The organism is Actinomycetota bacterium (assembly GCA_040754375.1).
In the GTDB taxonomy this organism is placed as follows: domain Bacteria; phylum Actinomycetota; class Acidimicrobiia; order Acidimicrobiales; family AC-14; genus JBFMCT01.
On the sequence record JBFMCT010000007.1, the window covers coordinates 43402 to 65702 of the forward strand.

Consider the following 22301-nt stretch of genomic DNA (forward strand, 5'->3'; position numbering starts at 1 on the left):
GGGCACTCGCCGCCACGGCCGTGGGCGCGAGCTCTCCAGCAGGCGAGTGTGGGGTCAAAGACCAGGTCAGCCGCACGCGGCCTGTCCCGTCCGAGAAGACTGCCTAGGCAGAGCGGAGGTCGGTATGGAGTTCATGGTTACCGGGCGTCACATGGAGGTGCCCGAGCGGTTGAAGGCGGCTGCTGAGGAGAAGGTCATGCGGGTCGTCCGCCACTACGACGGGTGGGACGAGGCCGAGGTCCGCTTCCTGGAGGAGCGCAACCCGCGGATCACCGACAAGGAGGTCTGCGAGGTCACGCTGAGGGGCCACGGGCACATCCTGCGGGCCAAGGCGGCGGCCACCGACTCGTTCACGGCGGTCGACCGGGTGGTCGACAAGCTCTCGCACCAGGTCGAGAAGCTCAAGACCCGCCAGAGCCGCAAGGCCCCGCACAAGCGCCAGCCGGTAGACTCCAACGGCCCGGTGCTCGACGAAGAGGGCGAGGATGAGCAGGGTTTCGGCAGGATCGTCAAAGTCAAACGTTTCGACCTCAAGCCCATGACGCCTGAGGAAGCCGCGCTTCAGATGGAGATGCTGGGCCACACCTTCTTCTTCTTCACCAACGCCGACTCGGGGTCGGCGGCGGTCGTCTACCGCCGCGACGACGGCTACGTCGGCCTCATCGACGCCAGCGCGTGACCCGGCCGGGCCCTCGTGGGTGACCCCATCCGTGTCCTGATCGCCGACGACCACGAGCGGTTCCGGCGCGGGCTACGGATGGTGCTCGAGGCTGAGGACGGGATCGACGTGGTGGCCGAGGCGGCCAACGGTTCCGAGGCGGTGGCCAAGGTCGAGGAGCTGGCGCCCGACGTCGTGCTGATGGACGTCAGGATGCCCACCGTCAACGGCATCGAGGCGACCAGGACCATCCGTCAAGTCTTCCCGTCCACCCGCATCATCATGCTCACCGTGAGCGACGAGGAGGACGACCTCTTCGACGCCGTGAAGGCGGGCGCCAACGGCTACCTCCTCAAAGAGGTCTCCATCGAGGAGGTGGCCGAGGCGGTGCACGCCGTCGTGCAGGGCCAGAGCCTCATCTCGCCGTCGATGGCGGCCAAGCTCATCAGCGAGTTCGGGACTCTCGCCCGCCGTGTCACCACCGGCGACGAGCCCAGCTCCAAGCTGTCCGACCGCGAGCTCGAGGTGCTCAAGCGGGTGGCCAAGGGACTGGCCAACGAGGACATCGCAGCCGAGCTGGAGATCTCTCCGGCGGCCGTCCGCAACCACGTCGCCAACATCCTCGTCAAGCTCCAGCTCCGGTCCCGCATCGAGGCCGCCCTCATGGGCGTGGAGCCCCGCCTGATCGAGAAGCCCTGACCGCCGGCCCGGTCACCGGGCGGGTGAGGGCCTGGGTGCCGGAGGGGGCGGCGCCGTCCGTTCGGCCACCAAGACGCCGTCCTGGTCGCTTCGTACCGTGAACTCGGCCCCCAGCAGGTTGTCGACCAACCGCCGGTCGTTGTCGCTCAGGAGCCAGCGGTCGACCACCAGCCACTTCACCAGGCCGGGGTCGTGCAGGTTCTCCCCGGCCACACCCCAGTCGACCCGCACCCACGGTTCAGGGAAGTTGTAGATGCGCTCCCGGTGGGACAGGTGGGGGACAAGGTTGTAGATGGCCGAGACGGCCTCCCCTTCGGGCACCGACGCGACCGCCGCCTGCTGGACCTCCAGCCGAGGCCCGGTGGCCAACGGCCAGTAGCCCTGGTCGTACTTGACACTGATGGGGGAGATGCCCCAGGCGATGCTCGAGGTCAGGGCCGAGGCCCCGACCACACCCACGAGGATGCGGCGCACCTTGACCGTGCGCCCCAGCCGGGCGATCCCCTCGACGGTGGCCAGCATGATCCCCGCCAAGACCAACGCGCTGTAGTGGAACATGTAGTCACGGGCGTAGGGGAAGGTGGTCAAGGCGTTGACGGCCAGCATGGGCAGGGAGATGAGCAGGGTCAACGGGGACGCCAGCGCCATGAAGCCCACCGGCGCGAACATCGCCACGTAGTACGACAGCCGATCGGGCCGGGTCAGCAGGTCGAGGGTCACGCCCGGCTTCAGGAAGACGTTGCGGGCCACCTCACCGGCACTGGCCCCCAGGTCCCCGAAGAAGGTGTCGTAGAACGGCGCGTCGGTCGGCAGGAGCGCGGGCATCATCACCCGGGTGGCCAGCACGTACCAGGCGCCGGCGGCCGCCATCACGACCAGGCCCCGCTTCTCCTTGTCCCGCACCAGCATGACCAGGCCGAGGGCGGCCACGGCCAGGGCCACGTCCTCCTTGCAGGCCACGGCCAGCACGGCCGATACCGTGAACCAACGCCACCGGCGGGCCCGGGCCGCCCAGTAGGCGAACAGCAGGGGGGCGATGGCCAGCGTGTCGGGATGGAAGAACTCCCACACCAGGAACTGGTAGGTGGGGTTGAGCAGCAGCACGGCGGCCATGGCAACCCCCAGCCAGCGGTCGGCCAGCCGGTCGCGCGCCAGCAGGTAGATGGCGACGGCCCCCGAGGCCATGGCCGCGACCTGCACGCCCTGCAGGAACATGGGCCCGGCCCCGAGCCGGTAGAACGGGGCGAGCAGCAGTAGGACGACGTTCATGTGGTGGCCGAGGATGTTGAGCCCCCGCACGGTCACGAACTGCTTGAAGTTGGACAGCAGCCACACGCCCTGGTCGTAGGTCCCCAGGTCGAATGCGAACGTGCCGAACCGGTAGTGGCGGGCCCACGAGAGTGCGAAGAACGTCACCACCCACAGCCCGATGAGCCCCCCCAGCACCCACCACACCGGGCCCCGCCAGCCCATCGGTTCCCCACCCGCCGTCGCCGGCTCTCCCAGGACCGTCGGCTCGGTGGCGGTCCCTCCGGCGCGCAGGACCGAGGTGGTGGCGTCTTCCTCGCGTCCGCTCACGCTGGTTCCCGGGAGTAGGGCATATGGGGGTTACGTGCGCCGGTGAGGCCCGTGTCGCTCAAGGCCTCCTGTGACAACATATGTCGTGGGTGACGAGCCTTCCAAGGCGGGCCGCAAGGGGGCTCCAGAACCTGACTCGGTCGACCTGAGCTGGTTGGCGCCCGTCGCCGTCCGGTTCAATCGCCTCCTGGAGCGGGGCCGTGCCCTGAGGGAGGCGGGGGCCGACGTCGTTCCTGGCCAGGGCACCCCACCCCCGACCGCCCCGGCCCCGGCCAGCCCCTCGGCGCCCTCGGCCGCCCCCACAGGCGAGGGCCCGCCACCGGCCGCCACCAAAGGGGAGGGCCCGCCACCGGCCGCCACCAAAGGGGAGGGCCCGCCACCGGCCGACGTCGACGGCCCCGACGGCCTCCCCGGTCCCGAGCAGCCCACCTCCCCAGCCTCGTCGCAAATGGCCGACGTGGTCGCTCTGATCTCCCACCAGCGCTACCGCGTGCTGTGCGGCGCCCTGCTGCTGATGATCGTCTCCTACCTGCTGAAGTTCACCTGGCCGAGCGGCCTCGACCTGTGGGAGCACTCGGCCGCGGCGCGCGAGTTCTCTGCTCGCCCCTTCTCGCCCCGTCACCCGCTCTTGTCGACCGACGCGCCCCACCAGTTCATGAACCCCTACGCGTGGGTCATCGGAGTCTTCTCGCGGTTGACCACCCTGAGCGTCGTCACCGTCTTCAACATCGTCGGGGTGGCCAACCTGGTACTGCTGTTCGTGGGCCTGCGGCTGTTCGTGCGTCGTGTTGTGAACCGCCCCCACGCCGACTTCTACGCCCTGCTGTTCATGGTCCTGCTATGGGGCCCGGGGGCTTGGTTCTTCAGCGGGTTCCTACATCTCAACGTGCTTGCCTCGGTCATGGCGTACCCGTCCACGCTGGCCAAGGGCCTTGCCTTTCTGTGCCTGTGGGCGCACACCCGCTTCCTTGACACCGGGGAGAACAAGTGGCTGGTCTGGTCCGTAGCCGTGCCGGCCCTGCTCTGGCTGGTCCACCCGGTCGACGGCATCTTCCTGGCCATCGGTCTGTTGGCCCTGAGCGTCACGTTGCCTACGCCCGGGGTCGACCGGCGAGCGTTAGTGACGTTGGCGGCGTTGGCCGCGTCGGGGCTCGTCGCGCTGACCTGGCCGTTCTTCTCCCTCTGGGACCTGCTCGTGGGCGAAGGCGTTGAGCCCTACCGGGTGGCCATCGCCGGGGCCGACCGGGACATGTACACCAACGTACTGGCGCGGTTGGGGCCGGCCCTGATCGTGCTCCCGTTCCTCGCCTATCGCCTCCGGGGCTGGCGGTCCGACCCGCTGCTGATCATGTTGGCGGGCACTCTGGCCGCTTACTGGTACGGCTGGCTGGCTCAGAACTGGTCTTACGGCCGCCTGATCTCGTCGGCCCACGTGGTGGCCGCCATCATCCTGGCCGACGAGAGGTCCCAGGTCGACGAGGCCGCTGGGACGGCAGGCCGGCCCGGCTCAACGCGCCATCTGCCCTGGCTGCGCTGGGCACAGGTGACCACCCTGGGACTGGTGCTCATCGGCGCCTACCACGTGCGCAACGGGTTCTCGATGCTGCCTGATGCGATCGTCAAGGACCGCCCCTACCACTGGGTCCGCCCCGAGGTCGACCTGGCCAGGATCTCCGACTACGAGTTCCTGGAGGAGAACCGGGCGACCTACCCCATCGCGATATCCGACGTCTACACCAGCCTGGAGCCACCCACCTTCGGGGTGAAGGTCGTGGCCTACGCGCGTGCCCAGGCGTTCGCGGACACTTCCCAGCGGGGCCCCGACCTCAACCGCTTCTTCGAAGCGGCCACGACCAACGAGGCGCGCGAGGAGATCATCCGTCGGTACGACGTGGCCCTCGTCGTGCTCAAGCAGGAGCGCCTCGTCGCCGAACCGGGCACGTTCGTTCCCATGCTGGGCCTTGGCCCACCCGTGGGGCAGAACGACCGGTTCGTGTTCGTCGACGTCCGGGCCGTGCGGGACGGCTGAACTGCCGGCCGTGGTCAGGAAGGCCCCCGGTAGACTGGCGGCCATGTCGATCCTGACCAAGGTGCTACGTGCGGGCGAGGGCAAGAAGCAGAAGGCCCTCCAGACGCTCGTGCCCGACATCAACGCGCTGGAGCCGGAGATCAAGGCGCTCTCCGACGACGAGCTGCGTCACAAGACCGTGGAGTTCCGTGAAAGGCTCGATGGTCTCAGCGGCGCGGCCCTCGACGACGCCCTCAACGACCTGCTGCTCGAGGCGTTCGCCGTCACCCGGGAAGCGTCGTGGCGGGTGATCGGCCAGCGCCACTTCGACGTCCAGCTCATGGGCGGGGCCGCGCTGCACTTCGGGTGGATCGCCGAGATGAAGACCGGTGAGGGCAAGACCCTGGTCTCCACCCTGCCGGCCTACCTCAACGGGCTCAGCGGCCGGGGCATGCACATCATCACGGTCAACGACTACCTGGCCAAGCGCGACTCGGAGTGGATGGGCCGCATCCACCGGTGGCTGGGCCTCGAGGTCGGCCTGGTGCTGTCGGGCGAGTTCGAGGACCCCGACGCCAAGCGCCGCAACTACGGCTGCGACATCACCTACGGCACCAACAACGAGTTCGGCTTCGACTACCTGCGCGACAACATGGCCATGACCAGGTCTCAGATGGTCCAGCGGGGCCACGCCTACGCCATCGTCGACGAGGTCGACTCCATCCTCATCGACGAGGCCCGCACGCCCCTGATCATCAGCGGCCAGGTGTCCGACGCGGCGGCCCTCTACTACAAGTTCGCGGGCATCGTCCGCACCCTCCGGCGCGACGAGGACTACGAGGTGGACGAGGAGAAGCGGGCCGTGGTCCCCCTCGAGGAGGGGATCGAGAAAGTCGAGCGAGCGCTGGGAGTGGAGAACATCTACGCCGAGCTCTCGGCCAACTACGTCCACCACCTCCAGGCCTCGCTGCGGGCCAAGGAGCTCTACAAGCGCGACGTGGACTATGTGGTGCGGGGCGGCGAGGTCAAGATCGTCGACGAGTTCACGGGCCGCATCCTCGAGGGGCGGCGCTGGTCGGAGGGCCTGCACCAGGCCGTCGAGGCCAAGGAGCGGGTCAAGATCAAGCACGAGAACCAGACCCTGGCCACGATCACCCTCCAGAACTACTTCCGCATGTACGACAAGTTGGCGGGCATGACGGGTACGGCCACCACCGAGGCTGCCGAGTTCGCCCACACCTACGACCTGCCGGTCGTCCCCATCCCCACCAACCGGCCCATGGTCCGCCTCGACCAGCCCGACCTCATCTACAAGAGCGAGGAGGCCAAGTTCAACGCGGTCGTCGAAGACCTCTACGAGCGCCACTCCAAGGGCCAGCCCGTGCTGGTGGGCACCGTCTCGGTCGAGAAGTCCGAGCGGCTGTCGCGGATGCTCGACAAGCGGGGCGTCCGCCACGAGGTCCTCAACGCCAAGCAGCACGAGCGGGAGGCCATCGTGGTCGCCCAGGCGGGCCAGCTCGGCAAGGTGACCGTGGCCACCAACATGGCGGGCCGAGGCGTCGACATCATCCTGGGGGGCAACGCCGAGGGCATGGCCCGCCTCGACACGCTGGCCGAGGGGATCGAGCTGGACACCGAGGAGGGCCGGGCGCGGGTCGAGGAGCTCACGGCCCAGTACTCCGAGGAGTGCGCGGCCGAAGGCGAGAAGATCCGCGAGCTCGGGGGCCTCTACGTGCTCGGCACCGAGCGCCACGAGAGCCGGCGCATCGACAACCAGCTCCGGGGCCGCGCCGGCCGCCAGGGTGACCCGGGCGAGAGCCGGTTCTACCTGTCGCTGGAAGACGACCTGATGCGCCTGTTCGCCACCGGCGTCATGAACTGGGTGATGGGAAAGACCTTGCCCGACGACGTGCCCATCGAGGCCAAGATGGTCACCAAGGCCATCGAGAAGGCCCAGTCGACCGTCGAGGCCCGCAACGCCGAGCGCCGCAAGGACGTCCTCAAGTACGACGAGGTGATGAACCAGCAGCGCAAGGTCGTCTACCGCCGCCGCCAGGCCATCCTCGACGGCGCCGACCTGCGTGACGAGGCCATGGAGACGCTCACGTCGACCATGGAGCGGGTGGTCAACACCTTCTGCCCCACCAACTTCCACGAGGACTGGGACCTGCCTGGCCTGGCCCACGAGGTGCAGAACTACTTCCCGTCCAAGCTCACGGTCGAGGAGCTGGGGGAGCTGTCCCACCCCGAGGCGGTCAAGGACCGGCTGGTCGAGGAGGCCGTCGGTTACTACGAACAGCGCGAGGTGCAGCTCGGCCTCGAGAACATGCGCGAGATCGAGCGCCGGGTGATGCTCTCGATCATCGACCAGCGCTGGCGCGAGCACCTCTACGAGATGGACTACCTCCAGGAGGGCATCAACCTGCGGGCCATGGGCCAGAAGGACCCGCTCGTCGAGTGGCAGCGGGAGGGCTACGACATGTTCAGCCAGATGACCGAGGCCATCGCCGACGACTTCGTGCGCTACGTCATGCACCTCGAGGTCGTGGTCCAGCCTGCGGCCCGGCCGGCCGTGCACAACGTGCAGTACTCGGCTGCCGATGGCCCGGTCCAGGGGAGCGCGGCCATCCGCCCGGCCGTGGCCGACGCCCAGGCGGCCGCCGGGGACGGCGGCGGAACGGCCGTGGCAGTCGACGACGCGCCTCCGCCAGCCCAGGTCGTGAAGACGGCCGAGCAGAAGCTGGGCCGCAACGAGCCCTGCTACTGCGGGTCGGGCAAGAAGTTCAAGCTCTGCCACGGTAAGTGAACCGGCCCGGAAGGGGCGATGAGAGACTTCTCTGACGACCTGGCCGCGTTGCGGCGGCGGCTCGGCGAGGCGGGGCGCGACCTCGACCTCGCCAGCAAGCGCGAGCGCCTGCTCAAGCTCGAGGAACAGGCCTCCGACCCCGAGCTGTGGAACGACGCCGAGCGGGCCCGGGCCGTCACCACCGAGATGTCACGAGCGCGCGACGACGTCGAGATGATCGACCGCTTGGAGGCCAGGCTCTCCGACCTCGAGGTGCTCCACGAGCTGGGCCGGGAGGAGGACGACGAGTCGGTCGAGGGCGAGCTGGTCGAGGGCATGGCTGCTCTCGACCGGGAGCTGGGCGCGCTCGAGCTCCGCTCGCTGTTCTCGGGCGAGCACGACGAGCGTGACGCCCTGTGCGAGGTCCATTCCGGTGCGGGTGGGACCGACGCCCAGGACTGGGCCGAGATGCTGCTGCGCATGTACCTGCGCTGGGCCGAGCAGCGGGGGTTCGCGGTCGAGCTCGACGAGGTGACCGCGGGCGGGGAGGCGGGCATCTCCTCGGCCACCTTCATCGTCAAGGGCCGCTTCGCCTACGGCTTGCTCCAGTCCGAGAAGGGCGTCCACCGCCTGGTGCGCATCTCGCCGTTCGACTCCCAGGCCCGGCGCCACACGGCCTTCGCCTCCTTCGACGCCGTCCCGTTCCTCGAGGACGTGAGCGACGAGGTGCAGATCGACGAGAAGGACCTGCGCATCGACACCTATCGCTCGTCGGGCGCCGGGGGCCAGCACGTCAACGTCACGGACTCGGCCGTGCGCATCACCCACGAGCCGTCGGGGATCGTGGTCGCCGTCCAGAACGAGCGCAGCCAGCACCAGAACAAGGCCAAGGCCCTCCAGATCCTGGCCGCCAAGCTGGCCGAGCGGGCCCGGGAGGAGCGCCGCAAGGAGATGGAGGCCTTCTCGGGCGAGCAGCGCGAGGTCGCCTGGGGCAGCCAGATCCGGTCCTACGTCCTGCAGCCCTACCAGCTGGTCAAAGACCTGCGTACCGACCACGAGGTGGGCAACGTCGGGGCCGTGCTCGACGGTGCCATCGACCCCTTCATCGAGGCCTACCTGCACTGGCGCCGTCGCGGCCGGGACTGAAACCTGTGAAGGGCTCCCTTGATCGCCCAGGTCAGCCTGTTATCCTTCGCCGTCGGCCCGGCTCGAGGTCGGCCGCCAATTTGCCCTACGAGACCGCCCCCTCGGAGAGCCCTTGATCCGCCTCGAGAACGTCCAGAAGACGTACAAGGGAAACGTCGTCGCTCTGCGTGACGTCTCCATCGACATCCAGAAGCAGGAGTTCGTGTTCCTCGTGGGACCGACGGGCTCCGGCAAGTCGACGCTGATCCGTCTTCTGATCAAAGAAGACACCCCCGACGCCGGCCGTATCTGGGTCGCGGGCAAAGACATCGGCCGGCTGAGCTCGTGGAAGGTCCCGCTCCTGCGGCGCAACATCGGCTGCGTCTTCCAGGACTTCAAGCTCCTGCCCAACAAGACGGCCTACGAGAACGTGGCTTTCGCCCTCGAGGTGATCGGTCGCCCCCACCACGTCATCGCCGCCCAGGTGCCCCAGGTCCTCGACCTGGTGGGCCTGTCCAAGAAGGCCAACCACCTGCCCGGGGAGCTCTCCGGCGGTGAGCAGCAGAGGGTGTCGATCGCCCGGGCGTTCGTCAACCGCCCCCTGATCCTTCTGGCCGACGAGCCCACCGGCAACCTCGACCCCTCCACCTCGGTGGGCATCATGCGCCTGCTCGACCGCATCAACCGCACGGGCACCACGGTGGTGATGGCTACCCACGACTCCGGGATCGTCGACACCATGCGCCGCCGGGTGATCGAGCTCGACCGCGGGCACCTGGTCCGTGACCAGGCGCGCGGGGTCTACGGGGCGTTCACCTAGTGGCTGGCGCGGCGCGAATCACACCGGTCGCCTAGATATGGCGATCAAGCTCGACTACATCACCAAAGAGACGGTCACCAACCTCCGTCGCAACCTCTCGATGGCGTCGGCCGCCCTGCTCACCGTGGCCGTGTCGCTCACGCTCGTGGGCGGTGCCCTGCTCGTCAAGCGGGGGGTGGAGAGGGCCACCATCCAGTGGCGGGGCAACGTCGAGCTGTCGATCTTCATGAAACCGGAGGCGACCCAGCAGGAGCTGGAGGCCGTCAACCGCCAGCTCGAGGCCATGCCCGAGGTCAACCGGTTCCGCTACGTCGACAAGGCCCAGGCCTACGACGAGTTCAAGCTGATCTTCGCCAACGAGCCCGACCTGCGCGACAGCCTCACCGTCGACCAGGTCCCGCCTTCCTACCGGGTGGTGCCCAAGCAGGCCGAGCAGACCAAGCTCATCGGGGGCCGCTTCGACAACACCGCGGGCGTGCTCCGGGTGAGCTATGCCGCCGAGGAGGTCGATGCCCTCGTTTCGGTCACCAACTTCCTGCAGATCATGCTGTGGGCCGTGGCCCTGGTGCTGCTCCTGGCCGCCTCTTTGCTGATCCTGAACACCATCCGCATGGCCATCTTCGCCCGGCGGCGGGAGGTCTCGATCATGAAGTTGGTGGGGGCCACCAACTGGTTCATACGCCTCCCGTTCATGTTCGAGGGCCTCTTACAGGGGTTAGCCGGAGCGGCCATGGCCTTCGGGGTGGTGTGGGTGGGCCGCGGCGTGATCGAGAGCCGGGTGGCCAGCGCCAACAACGACATCCAGCTGTTCAAGCAGTTCCTGGTGACCAACAACGACGTGATGGGGACGGGGATCTTCCTTCTGCTGGTGGGGGTGATCGTCGGGACCGTGGGTTCGGCCTTGGCCGTGAGCCGCTTCCTCGACGTCTGACCCGGGTGGTGGACGGCCCGCGCCCGCGGGCCGGCCCTTCTATCGAGTGCCTGATGTTGCTACCGTGCACAAAGTGATTCATGGGGGACGCCGGGGAGGCCCGGCGGGGGCGGTGCTGGCGGCTCTCGCCGTCGTCGTGGCCACGATGACGCCGACGCTCACCGCGTCCGCCCAGAGTGAGGCCGACAAGCGGCGGGTGGACGAGCAGATCTCGTCCACCCGGGCGCAGGCCCAGGAGGCCTCCGAGGCCGAGGCCAAGCTTCTCACCGAGCTGGATGCGGCATCGGCCGCCAAGCGCGAGCTCGACGCCAAGGTGGGGGCCATCGACGCCCAGATCAGCGCCGTGCAGCGCAACCTCAACGCCGCCGAGGCCCACCTGGCCGAGGCCGAGGGGGAGCAGCGGGGGGCCGAGGAGCGGCTGTCGAGGACGCACGAGGAGCTGGAGGAGTCCCGCCGCCGGCTGGCCCTCTACGCGATCGCCGCCTACACCGGCCAGTCCCAGGCCACCCAGTTCATCCAGACGGCCCTCAAGGCGGGCTCCATGGACGAGCTGGTGGCCAAGCGCAGCTACCTCAAGGCGGTGGGCAACACCCAGGCCGAGGTGATCGCCAACGACGAGCGACTGCGTGACCAGGTCAAGGACCAGGCCAAGGAACTGGCCAAGCTGACCGAGGAGGCCGCCGGCCAGCGCGACGCGGTGGCCACCGAACGGGCCAAGCTCCAGGTCACCCGCGACGCCGAGGCGGCCGTGCAGTCGGAGATGGCCGTGGCCGTGGCCCGCATCGACTCGCTCCACGACGAGGCGGTGGCCCGCAAGACCGAGTTCGAGACCCAGGTCCGGGAGCTGGAGGCCCAGTCGGCGGCCATCGAGGCGACCCTGCGCCGGCGAGCCGAGGAGCAACGGGCCGCAGCCGCGGCGGCGGCCGCGGCCGGGCCGGCATCGGCGGCCGCCCCCACGGCGGCCGCCGTGCCCGGGGCCGGCGGGCTCGTCAACCCTGTACCCGGGGCACCCATCACCTCGCCCTTCGGCTACCGGGTGCACCCCATCTACGGGGACTCCCGGCTGCATACCGGCATCGACATCGGGGCCTCCGAGGGCACCCCCATCCGGGCCTCGGGCGGCGGGGTGGTCGTGAGTGCCGGGTGGATCAGCGGTTACGGCAACGCCACCATCGTCGATCACGGTGGCGGGCTGGCCACCCTCTACGCCCACCAGAGCTCCATGGCCGTGTCCGCCGGCCAGCAGGTCTCCCAAGGCCAGGTCATCGGCCGGGTGGGCTGCACGGGTTCCTGTACCGGCCCCCACCTCCACTTCGAGGTCCGGGTGAACGGGGCCCCCGTGAACCCGATGTCCTACATCTGACCCGGTCCCGGGTCTACGGGCGGCGGCGGGCCGAGGTGGGGGGTGCCCAGGTGGCCAGGAGGTCGGCCCGCCGTTCGAGCCACTCCTCGGCGGTGATGGCGTAGCGGACGTGGTCCTCCCAAACGCCGTTGATGGCGAGGTAGCGCAGGGCCACGCCCTCGTCGCGAAGCCCGAGCTTCTCGACGACGCGGCGGCTGGCGTGGTTGCGGGGGATGATGGCGACCTGGAGCCGGTGAAGGCCGATCTCGTCGAAGGCGAAGCGGGCGGCCACGATCAGCGCCTCGGGCACGTAACCGTTGCCGGCCCGGGCCTGGTCGATCCAGTACCCCACGTAGGCGTTCTGGAACGGGCCTCGTTGCACGCCCGAGAGGTTCATCTCGCCCGCGAAGCGGCCCTCGACGAAGATCCCGAACCCGTACCCGGTGCCCAGTTGCCACTCCCGCTCCCGGGCGCCGCAGCGGGCGCCGAAGGCGGTCCGGTCGATGGCCTCGTTGGGGAACCCCTCCGGGGGTCGAGGCTCCCACTTGGTGAGCCAGTCGACGTTGCGGTGCCGCACCTCGCGCCACTGCTCGAAATCGTGGGACACGAGGGGCCGCAGGACGACTCGCCGCCCCCGCAGTTCGACCCGGGGCATCAGCCGGGGGCGGCCGGGCCGCCCGTCCGTACCTCCAGCAGGCTGGCCACCAGCCCGTCGAGGATGTCGGACTCGCTGACCAGGCACTCGGCCAACTCGAAGTAGCGCATGACGGCCGCCAGCACCAGCACGCCACCGACGATCACGTCGGCCCGCTCGGGTTCCAGGCCGGGGTTGTGCACCCGATCGGCCCGGCGCTCGGTGGCCAGGGTGCGGAACACGTCCTCGACCGCTTCGCGGGTCAGCACGAAATGGTGGATGCGGGCCCGGTCATAGGTGGCCAGCCCCTGCTCGATGGCGGCCACGGTCGTGACGGTGCCGGCCAGGCCCACGAAGCGGCGGGCCTCGACGGCCGCCGGCAAGTCACGGGCCACGTCGTCGAGGTAGTCGCGCACGACCGACAGGGCCTGGCTCAGCTCCACGGGCGTCGGGGGGTCGTGGTGGAGGAACTTCTCGGTGAGCCGGACGCAGCCGATGTCGACCGACACCCCGCCCTCGGGCTCGGTCGCGGTGCCGGCCGAGAACTCGGTGGACCCGCCTCCGATGTCGGCGACCAGGAACGGCCCGTCCCCTGGGTCGAGCTCGGCCGTGGCGCCCCGGAACGACAGGCGGGCCTCCTCGGCCCCGGTGAGAAGTTCGGGCCGGTACCCGGTGGCCTGCTCGGCGGCGTCGAAGAGCTCGTCGCAGTTGGCCGCGTCCCGGGCGGCCGACGTGGCCACCACCCGAGCCCGGGTGACGCCCGCGGCGGCCATGGCCGCGCCGTAGTCTTCGAGGACGGCGACCGTGCGGGCCACGGCCGCGGGGGCCAGCCGACCGGCGGCGTCGACCCCCTGGCCGAGTCGGGTGATGGTCATGCGCCGGTCGATTGCCCGCCCGTCGGCGCCCGCGATCAGAAGCCGCGTCGAGTTCGTGCCACAGTCGATGGCCGCTACCGGCCCCCGGTCATCGCCGGGCCCTGGGGAGGTCATGGTTGGGCCTCGGGGTGCAGGCGGGCGGCTACCCACCGGCCCACCGGGTCGTCGCCCCCGGCCAAGTGCCAGGCCAGGTGAGCATGAAGGCACTTCACGCCCTTGCGTGTGCCCCCGACCCCTCCTGCGGGCCGCGGACCGGCGTAGCCGGTGGGCAGGGCGGCGTCGCGTTCGGCCGCGTAGCGGGCATGGGCACCCGCGAGCTCGTCGGGGTCGACCTCGTCGGCCGCGGCCCGCACGCCGCCTGCCGCCTCGATCCCGCTCACCGCCTTGCGCAGGTCGGAGCCCACCAGCCAGTAACGGGTGGGCATCGGGGTGCCGTCGTCGAGCAGAGGGTCATTGCGGATGACCACCGGGGCGCCCGTGCCGTCGCGCACGACGACCTCGTAGGCTCCCTGCGGTTCCCGGCCCAGGAGGGCGGCCACCTCCGCCCGGTCCGGTGCCGCGCTCACACTCCCTCCAGCCTGCTCACAAGCCCATGAGCGTACCGGGGGCCGTCGCCGTGCTCGTCGTGCTTGACGAAGGCGTACACGTCGCGACCGCCCGCGGCCTCGTTGGCCAACCTCTCGGCCCAGCGGTCGAGGCCGGCCTCGTCGTAGGCGGCCCGCCGGAGGCGGAAGTAGGCGACCGCCCCCGGGGCGGGCCGGCGGAGGGCGGGCTGGTCGAGAGCGGGGCCGCCGCCGGTCCCAGGGTCGTCGCGGTCGACCACGGCCAAGGCGGCGGCCGGCACGTCGGCCAGGCGGTCGAGGACGTCGTCGACCCACCACTGCGGGCCCAGTTCGAGGACGCCGCCGGGCCGCCCGCCGCCGGCCCCGATGGCGGCCAGGAGGAGATCGAGACGGGCCAGGTCGGGCTTGAGGTGGGGCAGGACGTAGAGGACCGGGCCCATGCGGTCCCCCAGCGGGCCCAGGGCGTCGAGGAAGCCGGACACCCGTTCGCCCGTCCCTTCGATATCGCGCCGGTGGGTGATGGCGGCGTGGGCCTTGGCCACGAAGCGGAAGCCATCGGGGACCTGCTCGGCCCATCGGGCCAGGGCGGGCCCCCGGGGCGCCTGGCGATGGGTGCTGTGGGCCTCCACAGCCGTGAACGTCTGGGAGTAGAGGCCCAGCATCTTGGCCGGGGGAGTGCGTACGGGGTAGAAGGTGCCCTTCCATGACGGGTAGGACCACCCGCTGGTACCGATCCTCACGGTTGCCAGGTGCCCACCCCTTCGGAGGTCAGAAGAGCGAGGTCACGGCCGACCACACCCGGTCCCAGAAGCTCGGAGCCGGTGAGGGTGGCCCCGGGCCGTCGGTGACCGGGGGATCGGGGACGGTCGGTGGCGAACCGTCGGGCAGGACCACGTAGGCCTCCTCGCCGGGGCGGACGAGCTGGTAGCGCAGGCGGGCCAGGCGCTCGATCTCCTCGTCGGTGCTGAGGCGGGCCTTCTCGCTCTCGAGCTGGCGGTTGGCACTGGCCAGCGCCTCGACCTGGCGGGCCAGGTCCTCGCGCTGGTGGAGCTGGTCGACGTAGGCGCGCGCCGGGAAGGCGCCGAGCCCCATGACCCCGGCCAGCGCCAGCAGCGCGACGAAGAGCCACGGGTGGCGCCTCACCGGACGGCGCCCCGGCGGGCCAGCACGGCCCCGCCCCTGAACTCGGCCGACTCGCCCAACTGCTCCTCGATGCGCAGCAACTGGTTGTACTTGGCCACCCGGTCGGAGCGGGCCGTGGCCCCGGTCTTGATCTGCCCGCAGTTGGTGGCCACGGCCAGGTCGGCGATGGTCGTGTCCTCGGTCTCGCCCGAGCGGTGGGAGACCACGACCCCGTAGGCCGACCGGGTGGCCAGCGAGACGGTGGCCATGGTCTCGGTCAGGGTGCCGACCTGGTTGACCTTGACGAGAACGGCGGTGGCCACTCCGTCGCGGATGCCTTGTTCCAGGCGCTCGGCGTTGGTGACGAACAGGTCGTCGCCCACCAGCTGCACGCGGTGGCCCAGGGCCGCGGAGATGGCCGCCCACCCCTCGGCGTCGTCCTCGCCCATGGGGTCCTCGATCGACACGATGGTCGGGTGCCGGTCGACCAGCCCGGCGTAGTAGTCGACCATGTCGGCCGGGGAGAGCGAGCGGCCCTCCAGCTGGTAGCGGCCGTCCTTCCACAGCTCGTTGCCGGCCGAGTCGATGGCGATGGCCAGCTGCTCGCCGGGCACGTAGCCGGCCGCTTCGATGGCCCGTTCGAGGAAGACCACGGCCTCCTCGTTGGACGCCAGGTCGGGGGCGAACCCGCCTTCGTCGCCCACGGCCGTGGCCAGGCCGGCCTGCTGGAGCAGCTTGTTGAGCACGTGGTAGGTCTCGGCCCCCCAGCGCAGTGCCTCGGAGAACGACGCCGCGCCCACGGGCACGAGCATGAACTCCTGGAGCTCGATGGAGTTGAAGGCGTGTGCCCCGCCGTTGAGCACGTTCATCATGGGCAGGGGCAGGACGTGGGCGTCGGTCCCGCCCAGGTAGCGGTAGAGGGGCAGCTCGAGCTCGTCGGCCGACGCCTTGGCCACCGCCATGGACGTGCCCAGCACGGCGTTGGCCCCCAGCCGGCGCTTCCCGTCGGTGCCGTCGAGGTCGATGAGCTGGGTGTCGAGGCCCCGCTGGTCGAGGGCCTCCCAGCCCACCACGGCCGAGCGGACCTCCCCGTTCACGGCCTCGACCGCCGACCGCACTCCCTTGCCGCCGAACCGCTCGCCGCCGTCGCGGCGCTCCCAGGCCTCGTGGCTGCCCGTCGAGGCCCCCGAGGGGACGGCCGCCCGGCCCCGGGCCCCGCTCTCGAGCACGACGTCGACCTCGACGGTGGGGTTGCCCCTCGAGTCGATGATCTCCCGGGCGTGTACGTGCTCGATGGCGCTCAAGTGTCTGTCCCCGCTCGCGGCCGCCGCCTGTTGCTGGTGTGGCGAATGTCAACAATACCGCCCGGATGCCCAGGATCGGGCCCTCTCGGTCCGCTTCCCGGTCTGGACCACGGCCCATGTGGGGTAGACCAACCGCCATGGAACCCGTCGGCCAGGCTGGGATGCTGGTGCCTTGAACCTGTTCGACACCATCTTCCTGGTGGTGCTGGCCGGAGCCGTGGTCGGTGGTTACCGGGCCGGCTTCGTGACCCGCGCCGCCTCGTGGGTGGGGCTGGGCCTGGGGGTGGCGGCCGCCGTCATGGTCGCCCCCACCGTTCTGCGGGCCGTGGGCGACGCCATAGACCCCCAGTTCCGAGCCATGGTGACCGTCGGGCTCTTCCTCGTGCTGGCCAGCCTGGGAGCGACGCTGGGCGAGGTCGTCGGGGTCACGGTGCGACGCCTCATCCCCTTCGGGCCGGCCCGGGCCGTCGACCGGGCGGTGGGCGCCGGCTTCGCGGGGCTGGTCACCGTCGTGCTGCTGTGGCTCCTGCTGCCCGCCCTGTCAGAGGTGCCCGGCGAGGTCTCGTCCCAGGTCCGCAACTCGTCGGTGGCCCAGGTCGTGGACCGGGCCGCGCCCACGGCCCCCGGCCCCCTCCAGGCCCTGCGCAACCTCGTCCAGGACGCCGACTTCCCGCGGGTGTTCGAGGGACTCGGTCCCTCCCCCTCGACCGGCGAGCCGCCCGAGGCCAGCGGGCTCGACCCCGAGGTCGAGGCCCGGGTGGCGGAGTCGACGGTCCGCCTCAGCGGCACGGCCTGCAGGCGGGTGCTCCAGGGCAGCGGGTTCGTCCCCGAGCCCGGGATCGTGGTGACCAACGCCCACGTGGTCGCCGGGGTCACCGCCCCCACCGTGCAGACCCCGTCGGGGCGCCGCCTCGACGCCCAAGTGGTCGCCTTCGACCCCGACCGCGACCTGGCCGTGCTCCAGGTCGCCAACCTGGGAGCGGCCGCCCTGCCCACGGCCGAGCCCGAGGTGGGCGGGGACGGGGCCGTCTTCGGCCACCCCGGAGGCCAGGTGCAGCTCGAAGTCTCCCCGGCCCGGGTCGAGCGCCGGATGAACGCCGTGGGGCGCAACATCTACGACGACGAGCTCGTGCGCCGGGACGTGCTCGTCCTCGCCTCGCGGCTGGCGCCCGGCGATTCGGGCGGTGCCCTGGTGAACACCAGCGGCGAGGTGATCGGCGTGGCCTTTGCCATTGCCCCCGACCGGCCGGGCACGGCCTACGCCGTCAGCAGCGCCGAGCTTCAGACCGTGCTCGATATGCCCCGCTCGCCCGTCTCCACGGGGCCGTGCATCAGGTGACGCGGCGTCCGGCGGCCAGCGCGGCGATGGTGCCCAGGGCGTCGGGGTTGGCCACCGCCCCCCGGGTCACGACCGCGTCGATGGGTTCGCCCATCAGGACCCGCTTCACGGGCACCTCCAGCTTCTTGCCGTTGAGGGTCCGGGGCACCTCGGTGACGGCCACCACCTCGTCAGGGACGTGGCGAGGGGACAGGTCGGTGCGCAGCCGGTCCTCGATCTCGGCTCTCAGGCTCGGGCTGACGACCGGGGAACCGTCGGCAGGCACGACGAACAGCCACAGCCGCCCGGTGTCCACCACCAGGCTGTCGGCCACGCCCCCGACGGCCTCCACCACCCGGTAGATCTCGGCCGTGCCGGTGCGCACGCCGCCCCGGTTGAGCGTGGAGTCCGACCGGCCGGAGATCACGACCCCGCCCGCGGCGGTGACCTCGACCCAGTCACCGTGGCGCCACACCCCCGGGAACGTCGAGTAGTAGCTGGCCCGGTAGCGGTCGGCGCCGGGAGTGTCCCCCCACAGGAACAACGGCATCGACGGCATCGGTCCCGTGAGGACCAGTTCGCCGACCTTCCCGGTGACCGGCTGGCCGGCGGCGTCGAAGGCGGCCACCGGTGCGCCCAGGCACCGGCATTGCACCTCGCCGGCCCGCACCGGCAGGGTCGGGCACGGGCCCACGAAGGCGGTGCACACGTCGGTCCCCCCGCTCAGGGACGCGAGCAGCAGGTCGGGGCCGACGTGGTCGTAGACCCACCGGAAGCCGTCGGGCCCCAGGGGGGCGCCCGTCGAGCCCACGGCCTTCACCTTCGACAGGTCGGCGGCCCGGGCCGGCTCGGTGCCCGCCCGCATGCACGCCTCCACGAACGGCGCGCTGGTACCGAACCACGTGGTCCCTGTGGAGGCGGCCAGCCGCCACAGGGCGTCGGCGTCAGGCCAGGTGGGGCTGCCGTCGTAGAGCACGGCCGTCGCCCCGACCAGCAGGGCGCCCACCAGCATGTTCCACATCATCCAGCCCGTCGAGGTGAACCAGAAGAACCGGTCGTCGGGGCCCAGGCCGGCGTGCAGCGAGAGGAACTTGAGATGTTCGAGCACTATGCCGCCGTGGCCGTGGACCAGGGCCTTGGGCCGCCCGGTCGTGCCCGAGGAGTACAGCACCCACAACGGATGGTCGAAGGCGACCGGGGTAGTGGCCAGCGCTGTGGGCCCGCCGAGGCCGAGGCCGGTGCCGAGGCCGGCGAACGGGACCGTACCGGCCAGGGGCCCGGTGCCCACCACGTCGATCAGCACCGTGGCCCGCAGCGTGGGCAGGGAACGGGCCAGCTCGGCCACCACCGGGCGGCGGTCGTGGACGGCGCCCTTCCACCGGTAGCCGTCGGCCGCCAACAGGACGGTCGGCCCGATCTGGGCGAAGCGGTCGAGCACGGCCGCGGTACCGAAGTCGGGCGAGCAGCACGACCACACGGCCCCCAGGCTGGTCACGGCCAAGAAGGCGACCACGACCTCGGCCACGTTGGGGGCGTAGGCCGCCACCCGGTCACCCCTACCCACGCCCAGGCCGGCCAGGCCCCGGGCCACGGCCGCCACCCGATCGCGCAGCTCGCCGTAGGTGACGACCGGGTGGTCCCCGGGCTCCTGGCCCTCCCAGCAGCAGACCAGGGCCGGGCGGTCTTCGGGCGCGCGGAAGACCTGTTCGACGTAGTTGAGGGTGGCCCCCGGGAACCACACCGCTGCGGGCATGGCCGCATCAGCCAGGGCGGGCCCGGGCCCGGGGTCGCCGACCACGCCCGACCAGTGCCAAACCTGCGCCCAGAACTCGCCGGGGTGGGCCACCGACCACCGCCACAGCTCGTCGTAGCGGTCGTGGCCCGCAGCCCGCCCGAAGGCGGTCACGGCCGCAGCCTCGACCGCCTCCGGCGAAGGCGACCACAGCACCTCGGCCGTCACTGGCCCACCGCGGGCTCGTCGAGCAGCAGCAGGGTCTGGGTGGTCTTGACCCCGGGGATGGACTGGAGGCCGTCGAGGATCACGTCCCGCAGGTGGTCGACGTCGGGTGCCCGCACCAGCAGCACGTAGTCCGACGAACCGGTGGTCAGGGCCAGCCACTCGACGCCCGGTAGGTGGCGCAGGCGGTCGCCCACCGGCCTCCACGAGTGCTGCTCGACCCCCACCAGCACGAGGGCGGCGATGTCGAGGCCGAGCCGGCGGGGGTCGACGTCGACCGTGAAGCGCCGGACCACACCGGACTCCCGCAGCCGGGCCAGCCGCTGGTAGGCGGTGGCCCGCGAGACGCTGGCCTCGGCCGCCAGTTCGCTGACCGAACGCCGGCTGTCGGCTCGCAACAGTTCCACCAGGCGGCGGTCGACGGCGTCGAGCCCCGGGCGGACGTTTGGATCAGCCATATAGGTCCACAGCCTCATTTTGTCTCGTTCTGCGGCGAACTACTGGACATTCAGCGCATCGAGGCGCACACTGGCCTACGAAGTGGCTGAGAGCGCCCCGCTCTATGCCCCGGTCGTGCGGGACGGCCAGGGGGAGGTCGAAGTGGTGCTGGGGGCCGGCCACCCGGGCTTCTCCGACCCCGCCTACCGGGCCAGGCGCAACGCCCTGGCCGCGCTGGCCCTCGACTGGCGCCCGGGCCGGCCCATCCCCCGGCCCCAGTACACGGCCGTCGAGCACGGCGTGTGGCGGGCCATCGCCGTCGAGCTCGCCCCCCTCCACCACCGCCACGCCTGCCGGGCGTTCCTTGAGGCCAAGGAGGAGCTGGGCCTACCTGCCGACCACGTGCCCCAGCTCGACGAGGTCACCGCCCGCCTCCGGCCACTGACCGGGTTCACCTACGTGCCGGTGGCCGGCCTGGCCCCCCTGCGGGACTTCTACGGGGCATTCGCGGCGGGCACGTTCTGCTCCACCCAGTACCTACGCCACCCGTCCGTGCCCCTCTACACGCCCGAGCCCGACGTGGTCCACGAGGTGGTGGGCCACGCCAACCAGCTCGCCTGCCCGGAGATGGCCGCCCTCTACCGGATGGTGGGCCAGGCCGTGGCCCGCACCCGCTCGGGCCCGGCCCTGCGCTTTCTGTCCCGGGTCTTCTGGTTCACGCTGGAGTTCGGCGTGGTGTGGGAGGACGGTGAGCTCAAGGCCTACGGAGCGGGCATCCTGTCGTCGGCGGGCGAGTCCCGGGCGTTCGGGGGGGCCGACGTCCGGGACCTCGACCTGGCCGAGATGGGCACGCTGGCCTACGACATCACCCGCTTCCAGCCGGTCCTCTACGCGGCCCGCTCCATGGCCCACCTGTTCGACGAGCTCTCCGGCTTCTTCTCCGCCTTCGACGACGAGACCTACCGGCGCCACACACACCAGGAGGCCGCCTGATGGTCGCCACTGCCCGCCCCACCCACCCCGTCCGCCACCCGAGCACGGTCGCCCCCCGGGAGCTGCTGAGGGGCTGGGACGCGGTCGAGCTGTGGGTGGGCAACGCCCGGGCCGTGGCCGGGTTCCTGTGCTCGTCGTTCGGCTTCCGGGTCACGGCCTACGCCGGGCCGGAGACGGGCTGGCCCGACCGGGCCTCCTACGTGGTCGAGCAGGGGCGCATCCGCTTCGTGGTCACGGCCGGCCTCGAACCGGGGTCAGCCGTGTGCGACCACGTCCGCCGTCACGGCGACGGCGTGCACGACGTGGCCTTCACGGTGTCGGATGCCATCGCCGCCTTCCGGGCGGCCACCGAGCGGGGGGCGCCGGCCATCGACGCGCCCCACGACGTGGCCGACGCCCACGGGACCGTCCGCCTGGCCTCCATCGCCACCTACGGCGACACCCGCCACACGTTCGTCGACCGCGCCCGCTACCACGGTCCCTACCGGCCGGGTTACAGCACTGACCGCCTGCCCCCCGAGCCGGCCGGCACCCCGGTCGGCCTCGACCGCATCGACCACGTGGTGGCCAACGTCGGCAAGGGCGACCTCGACCGCTGGGTCGACTTCTACCGCTCGGTGCTGGGGTTCGAACGGCTGCGCCACTTCGACGACTCCCAGATCTCCACCCGCTACTCGGCCCTCATGTCGACGGTGGTGTGGGACGGCAGCGAGATCGTCCTGCCCATCAACGAGCCGGCCGACGGGCTGCGAAAGAGCCAGGTCCAGGAGTACCTCGACACCTACCACGGGCCGGGAGTGCAGCACATCGCCCTGCGGACCGAGGACATCGTGGCCGCGGTGTCGTCCCTGCGGGCGCGGGGCCTGCGGTTCCTGGAGGCGCCGCCCTCGTACTACGCCGACGTGCGGGACCGCCTCGGCCACCTCGACCTGCCCTGGGACGACCTCCAACGTCTCGGCATCCTGGTCGACGAGGAGCCCGACGGCTGGCTGCTGCAGATATTCACCGAGACGGTCACCGACCGGCCCACCCTGTTCGTCGAGATCATCCAGCGGGGCGGCGCCCGGGGGTTCGGGCAGGGCAACTTCAAGGCCCTCTTCGAGGCCTTCGAGCGCGAGCAGGCCCGGCGGGGCCACCTGTGAGGCCACGGG

The 22301-nt window shown here is 71.0% G+C and carries 20 protein-coding genes; 11 read left to right on the forward strand and 9 right to left on the reverse strand.

Annotated elements, in window-relative coordinates; translation table 11 throughout:
- The first annotated feature begins 124 nt into the window (after positions 1–124).
- Complete coding sequence (gene raiA, locus AB1673_04920) at positions 125–679, forward strand: ribosome-associated translation inhibitor RaiA (protein MEW6153321.1); 555 nt, start codon at positions 125–127, stop codon at positions 677–679.
- A 15-nt stretch (positions 680–694) separates the two neighbouring features.
- Positions 695–1357 (forward strand): response regulator transcription factor, encoded by a 663-nt coding sequence (locus tag AB1673_04925; protein MEW6153322.1) that lies wholly within the window; start codon positions 695–697, stop codon positions 1355–1357.
- A 12-nt stretch (positions 1358–1369) separates the two neighbouring features.
- Here the strand turns inward: AB1673_04925 and AB1673_04930 are convergent, their stop codons facing one another.
- Positions 1370–2935: a DUF2079 domain-containing protein gene (locus AB1673_04930; protein ID MEW6153323.1), complete on the reverse strand. Its 1566-nt coding sequence runs from the start codon at positions 2933–2935 to the stop codon at positions 1370–1372.
- A gap of 85 nt (positions 2936–3020) precedes the next feature.
- Here AB1673_04930 and AB1673_04935 point away from each other — a divergent pair, with 85 nt between their 5' ends.
- The 6 genes from AB1673_04935 (at position 3021) to AB1673_04960 (ending at position 11967) form a co-directional block, all read left to right on the forward strand.
- Positions 3021–4964: a hypothetical protein gene (locus AB1673_04935; GenBank protein MEW6153324.1), complete on the forward strand. Its 1944-nt coding sequence runs from the start codon at positions 3021–3023 to the stop codon at positions 4962–4964.
- 43 nt (positions 4965–5007) lie between these two features.
- The gene (gene secA / locus AB1673_04940) at positions 5008–7749 is read left to right on the forward strand and encodes a preprotein translocase subunit SecA (protein MEW6153325.1); all 2742 of its coding nucleotides are present in this window, start codon (positions 5008–5010) and stop codon (positions 7747–7749) included.
- An 18-nt stretch (positions 7750–7767) separates the two neighbouring features.
- Positions 7768–8874, forward strand: coding sequence for a peptide chain release factor 2 (gene prfB / locus AB1673_04945; GenBank protein MEW6153326.1), 1107 nt, complete (start codon positions 7768–7770; stop codon positions 8872–8874).
- A gap of 112 nt (positions 8875–8986) precedes the next feature.
- Positions 8987–9673: a cell division ATP-binding protein FtsE gene (gene ftsE / locus AB1673_04950; GenBank protein ID MEW6153327.1), complete on the forward strand. Its 687-nt coding sequence runs from the start codon at positions 8987–8989 to the stop codon at positions 9671–9673.
- A 37-nt stretch (positions 9674–9710) separates the two neighbouring features.
- On the forward strand, positions 9711–10604 hold the full coding sequence (ftsX, locus tag AB1673_04955; protein ID MEW6153328.1) for a permease-like cell division protein FtsX: 894 nt from the start codon (positions 9711–9713) through the stop codon (positions 10602–10604).
- A gap of 64 nt (positions 10605–10668) precedes the next feature.
- Positions 10669–11967, forward strand: a complete 1299-nt coding sequence (locus tag AB1673_04960) for a peptidoglycan DD-metalloendopeptidase family protein (protein ID MEW6153329.1) — start codon at positions 10669–10671, stop codon at positions 11965–11967.
- A gap of 13 nt (positions 11968–11980) precedes the next feature.
- Here the strand turns inward: AB1673_04960 and AB1673_04965 are convergent, their stop codons facing one another.
- From AB1673_04965 to eno, 6 genes are read right to left on the reverse strand one after another with little or no spacing between them, the layout of a single operon-like run.
- Positions 11981–12601 (reverse strand): GNAT family protein, encoded by a 621-nt coding sequence (locus AB1673_04965; protein MEW6153330.1) that lies wholly within the window; start codon positions 12599–12601, stop codon positions 11981–11983.
- Entirely contained in the window at positions 12601–13569 is a 969-nt protein-coding gene (locus AB1673_04970; protein ID MEW6153331.1) for a Ppx/GppA phosphatase family protein, read from the reverse strand. The genes AB1673_04965 and AB1673_04970 overlap by 1 nt, the downstream gene beginning before the upstream one ends.
- Complete coding sequence (locus AB1673_04975) at positions 13566–14021, reverse strand: DUF501 domain-containing protein (protein MEW6153332.1); 456 nt, start codon at positions 14019–14021, stop codon at positions 13566–13568. Before AB1673_04975 ends, AB1673_04970 begins: the two co-directional genes overlap by 4 nt.
- Positions 14018–14758, reverse strand: a complete 741-nt coding sequence (locus AB1673_04980; GenBank protein ID MEW6153333.1) for a DUF72 domain-containing protein — start codon at positions 14756–14758, stop codon at positions 14018–14020. The genes AB1673_04975 and AB1673_04980 overlap by 4 nt, the downstream gene beginning before the upstream one ends.
- A 28-nt stretch (positions 14759–14786) precedes the next feature.
- Positions 14787–15161 (reverse strand): septum formation initiator family protein, encoded by a 375-nt coding sequence (locus tag AB1673_04985; protein MEW6153334.1) that lies wholly within the window; start codon positions 15159–15161, stop codon positions 14787–14789.
- Positions 15158–16444: a phosphopyruvate hydratase gene (gene eno, locus AB1673_04990; GenBank protein ID MEW6153335.1), complete on the reverse strand. Its 1287-nt coding sequence runs from the start codon at positions 16442–16444 to the stop codon at positions 15158–15160. Before eno ends, AB1673_04985 begins: the two co-directional genes overlap by 4 nt.
- 172 nt (positions 16445–16616) lie before the next feature.
- Here eno and AB1673_04995 point away from each other — a divergent pair, with 172 nt between their 5' ends.
- A complete protein-coding gene (locus tag AB1673_04995) occupies positions 16617–17783 on the forward strand; it encodes a MarP family serine protease (GenBank protein ID MEW6153336.1) in 1167 nt (388 codons plus the stop codon).
- On the opposite strand, the gene AB1673_05000 is transcribed toward AB1673_04995, so the two are convergent.
- The gene (locus AB1673_05000) at positions 17776–19722 is read right to left on the reverse strand and encodes an acetoacetate--CoA ligase (protein ID MEW6153337.1); all 1947 of its coding nucleotides are present in this window, start codon (positions 19720–19722) and stop codon (positions 17776–17778) included. The two genes, AB1673_04995 and AB1673_05000, sit on opposite strands and share 8 nt — an antisense overlap.
- Positions 19719–20177 (reverse strand): Lrp/AsnC family transcriptional regulator, encoded by a 459-nt coding sequence (locus tag AB1673_05005; GenBank protein ID MEW6153338.1) that lies wholly within the window; start codon positions 20175–20177, stop codon positions 19719–19721. The genes AB1673_05000 and AB1673_05005 overlap by 4 nt, the downstream gene beginning before the upstream one ends.
- A gap of 82 nt (positions 20178–20259) precedes the next feature.
- Between AB1673_05005 and AB1673_05010 the strand changes: the two genes are divergently transcribed.
- Positions 20260–21150 (forward strand): phenylalanine 4-monooxygenase, encoded by an 891-nt coding sequence (locus AB1673_05010; protein ID MEW6153339.1) that lies wholly within the window; start codon positions 20260–20262, stop codon positions 21148–21150.
- Positions 21150–22292 (forward strand): 4-hydroxyphenylpyruvate dioxygenase, encoded by a 1143-nt coding sequence (hppD, locus tag AB1673_05015; GenBank protein ID MEW6153340.1) that lies wholly within the window; start codon positions 21150–21152, stop codon positions 22290–22292. The genes AB1673_05010 and hppD overlap by 1 nt, the downstream gene beginning before the upstream one ends.
- Positions 22293–22301: the final 9 nt, after the last annotated feature.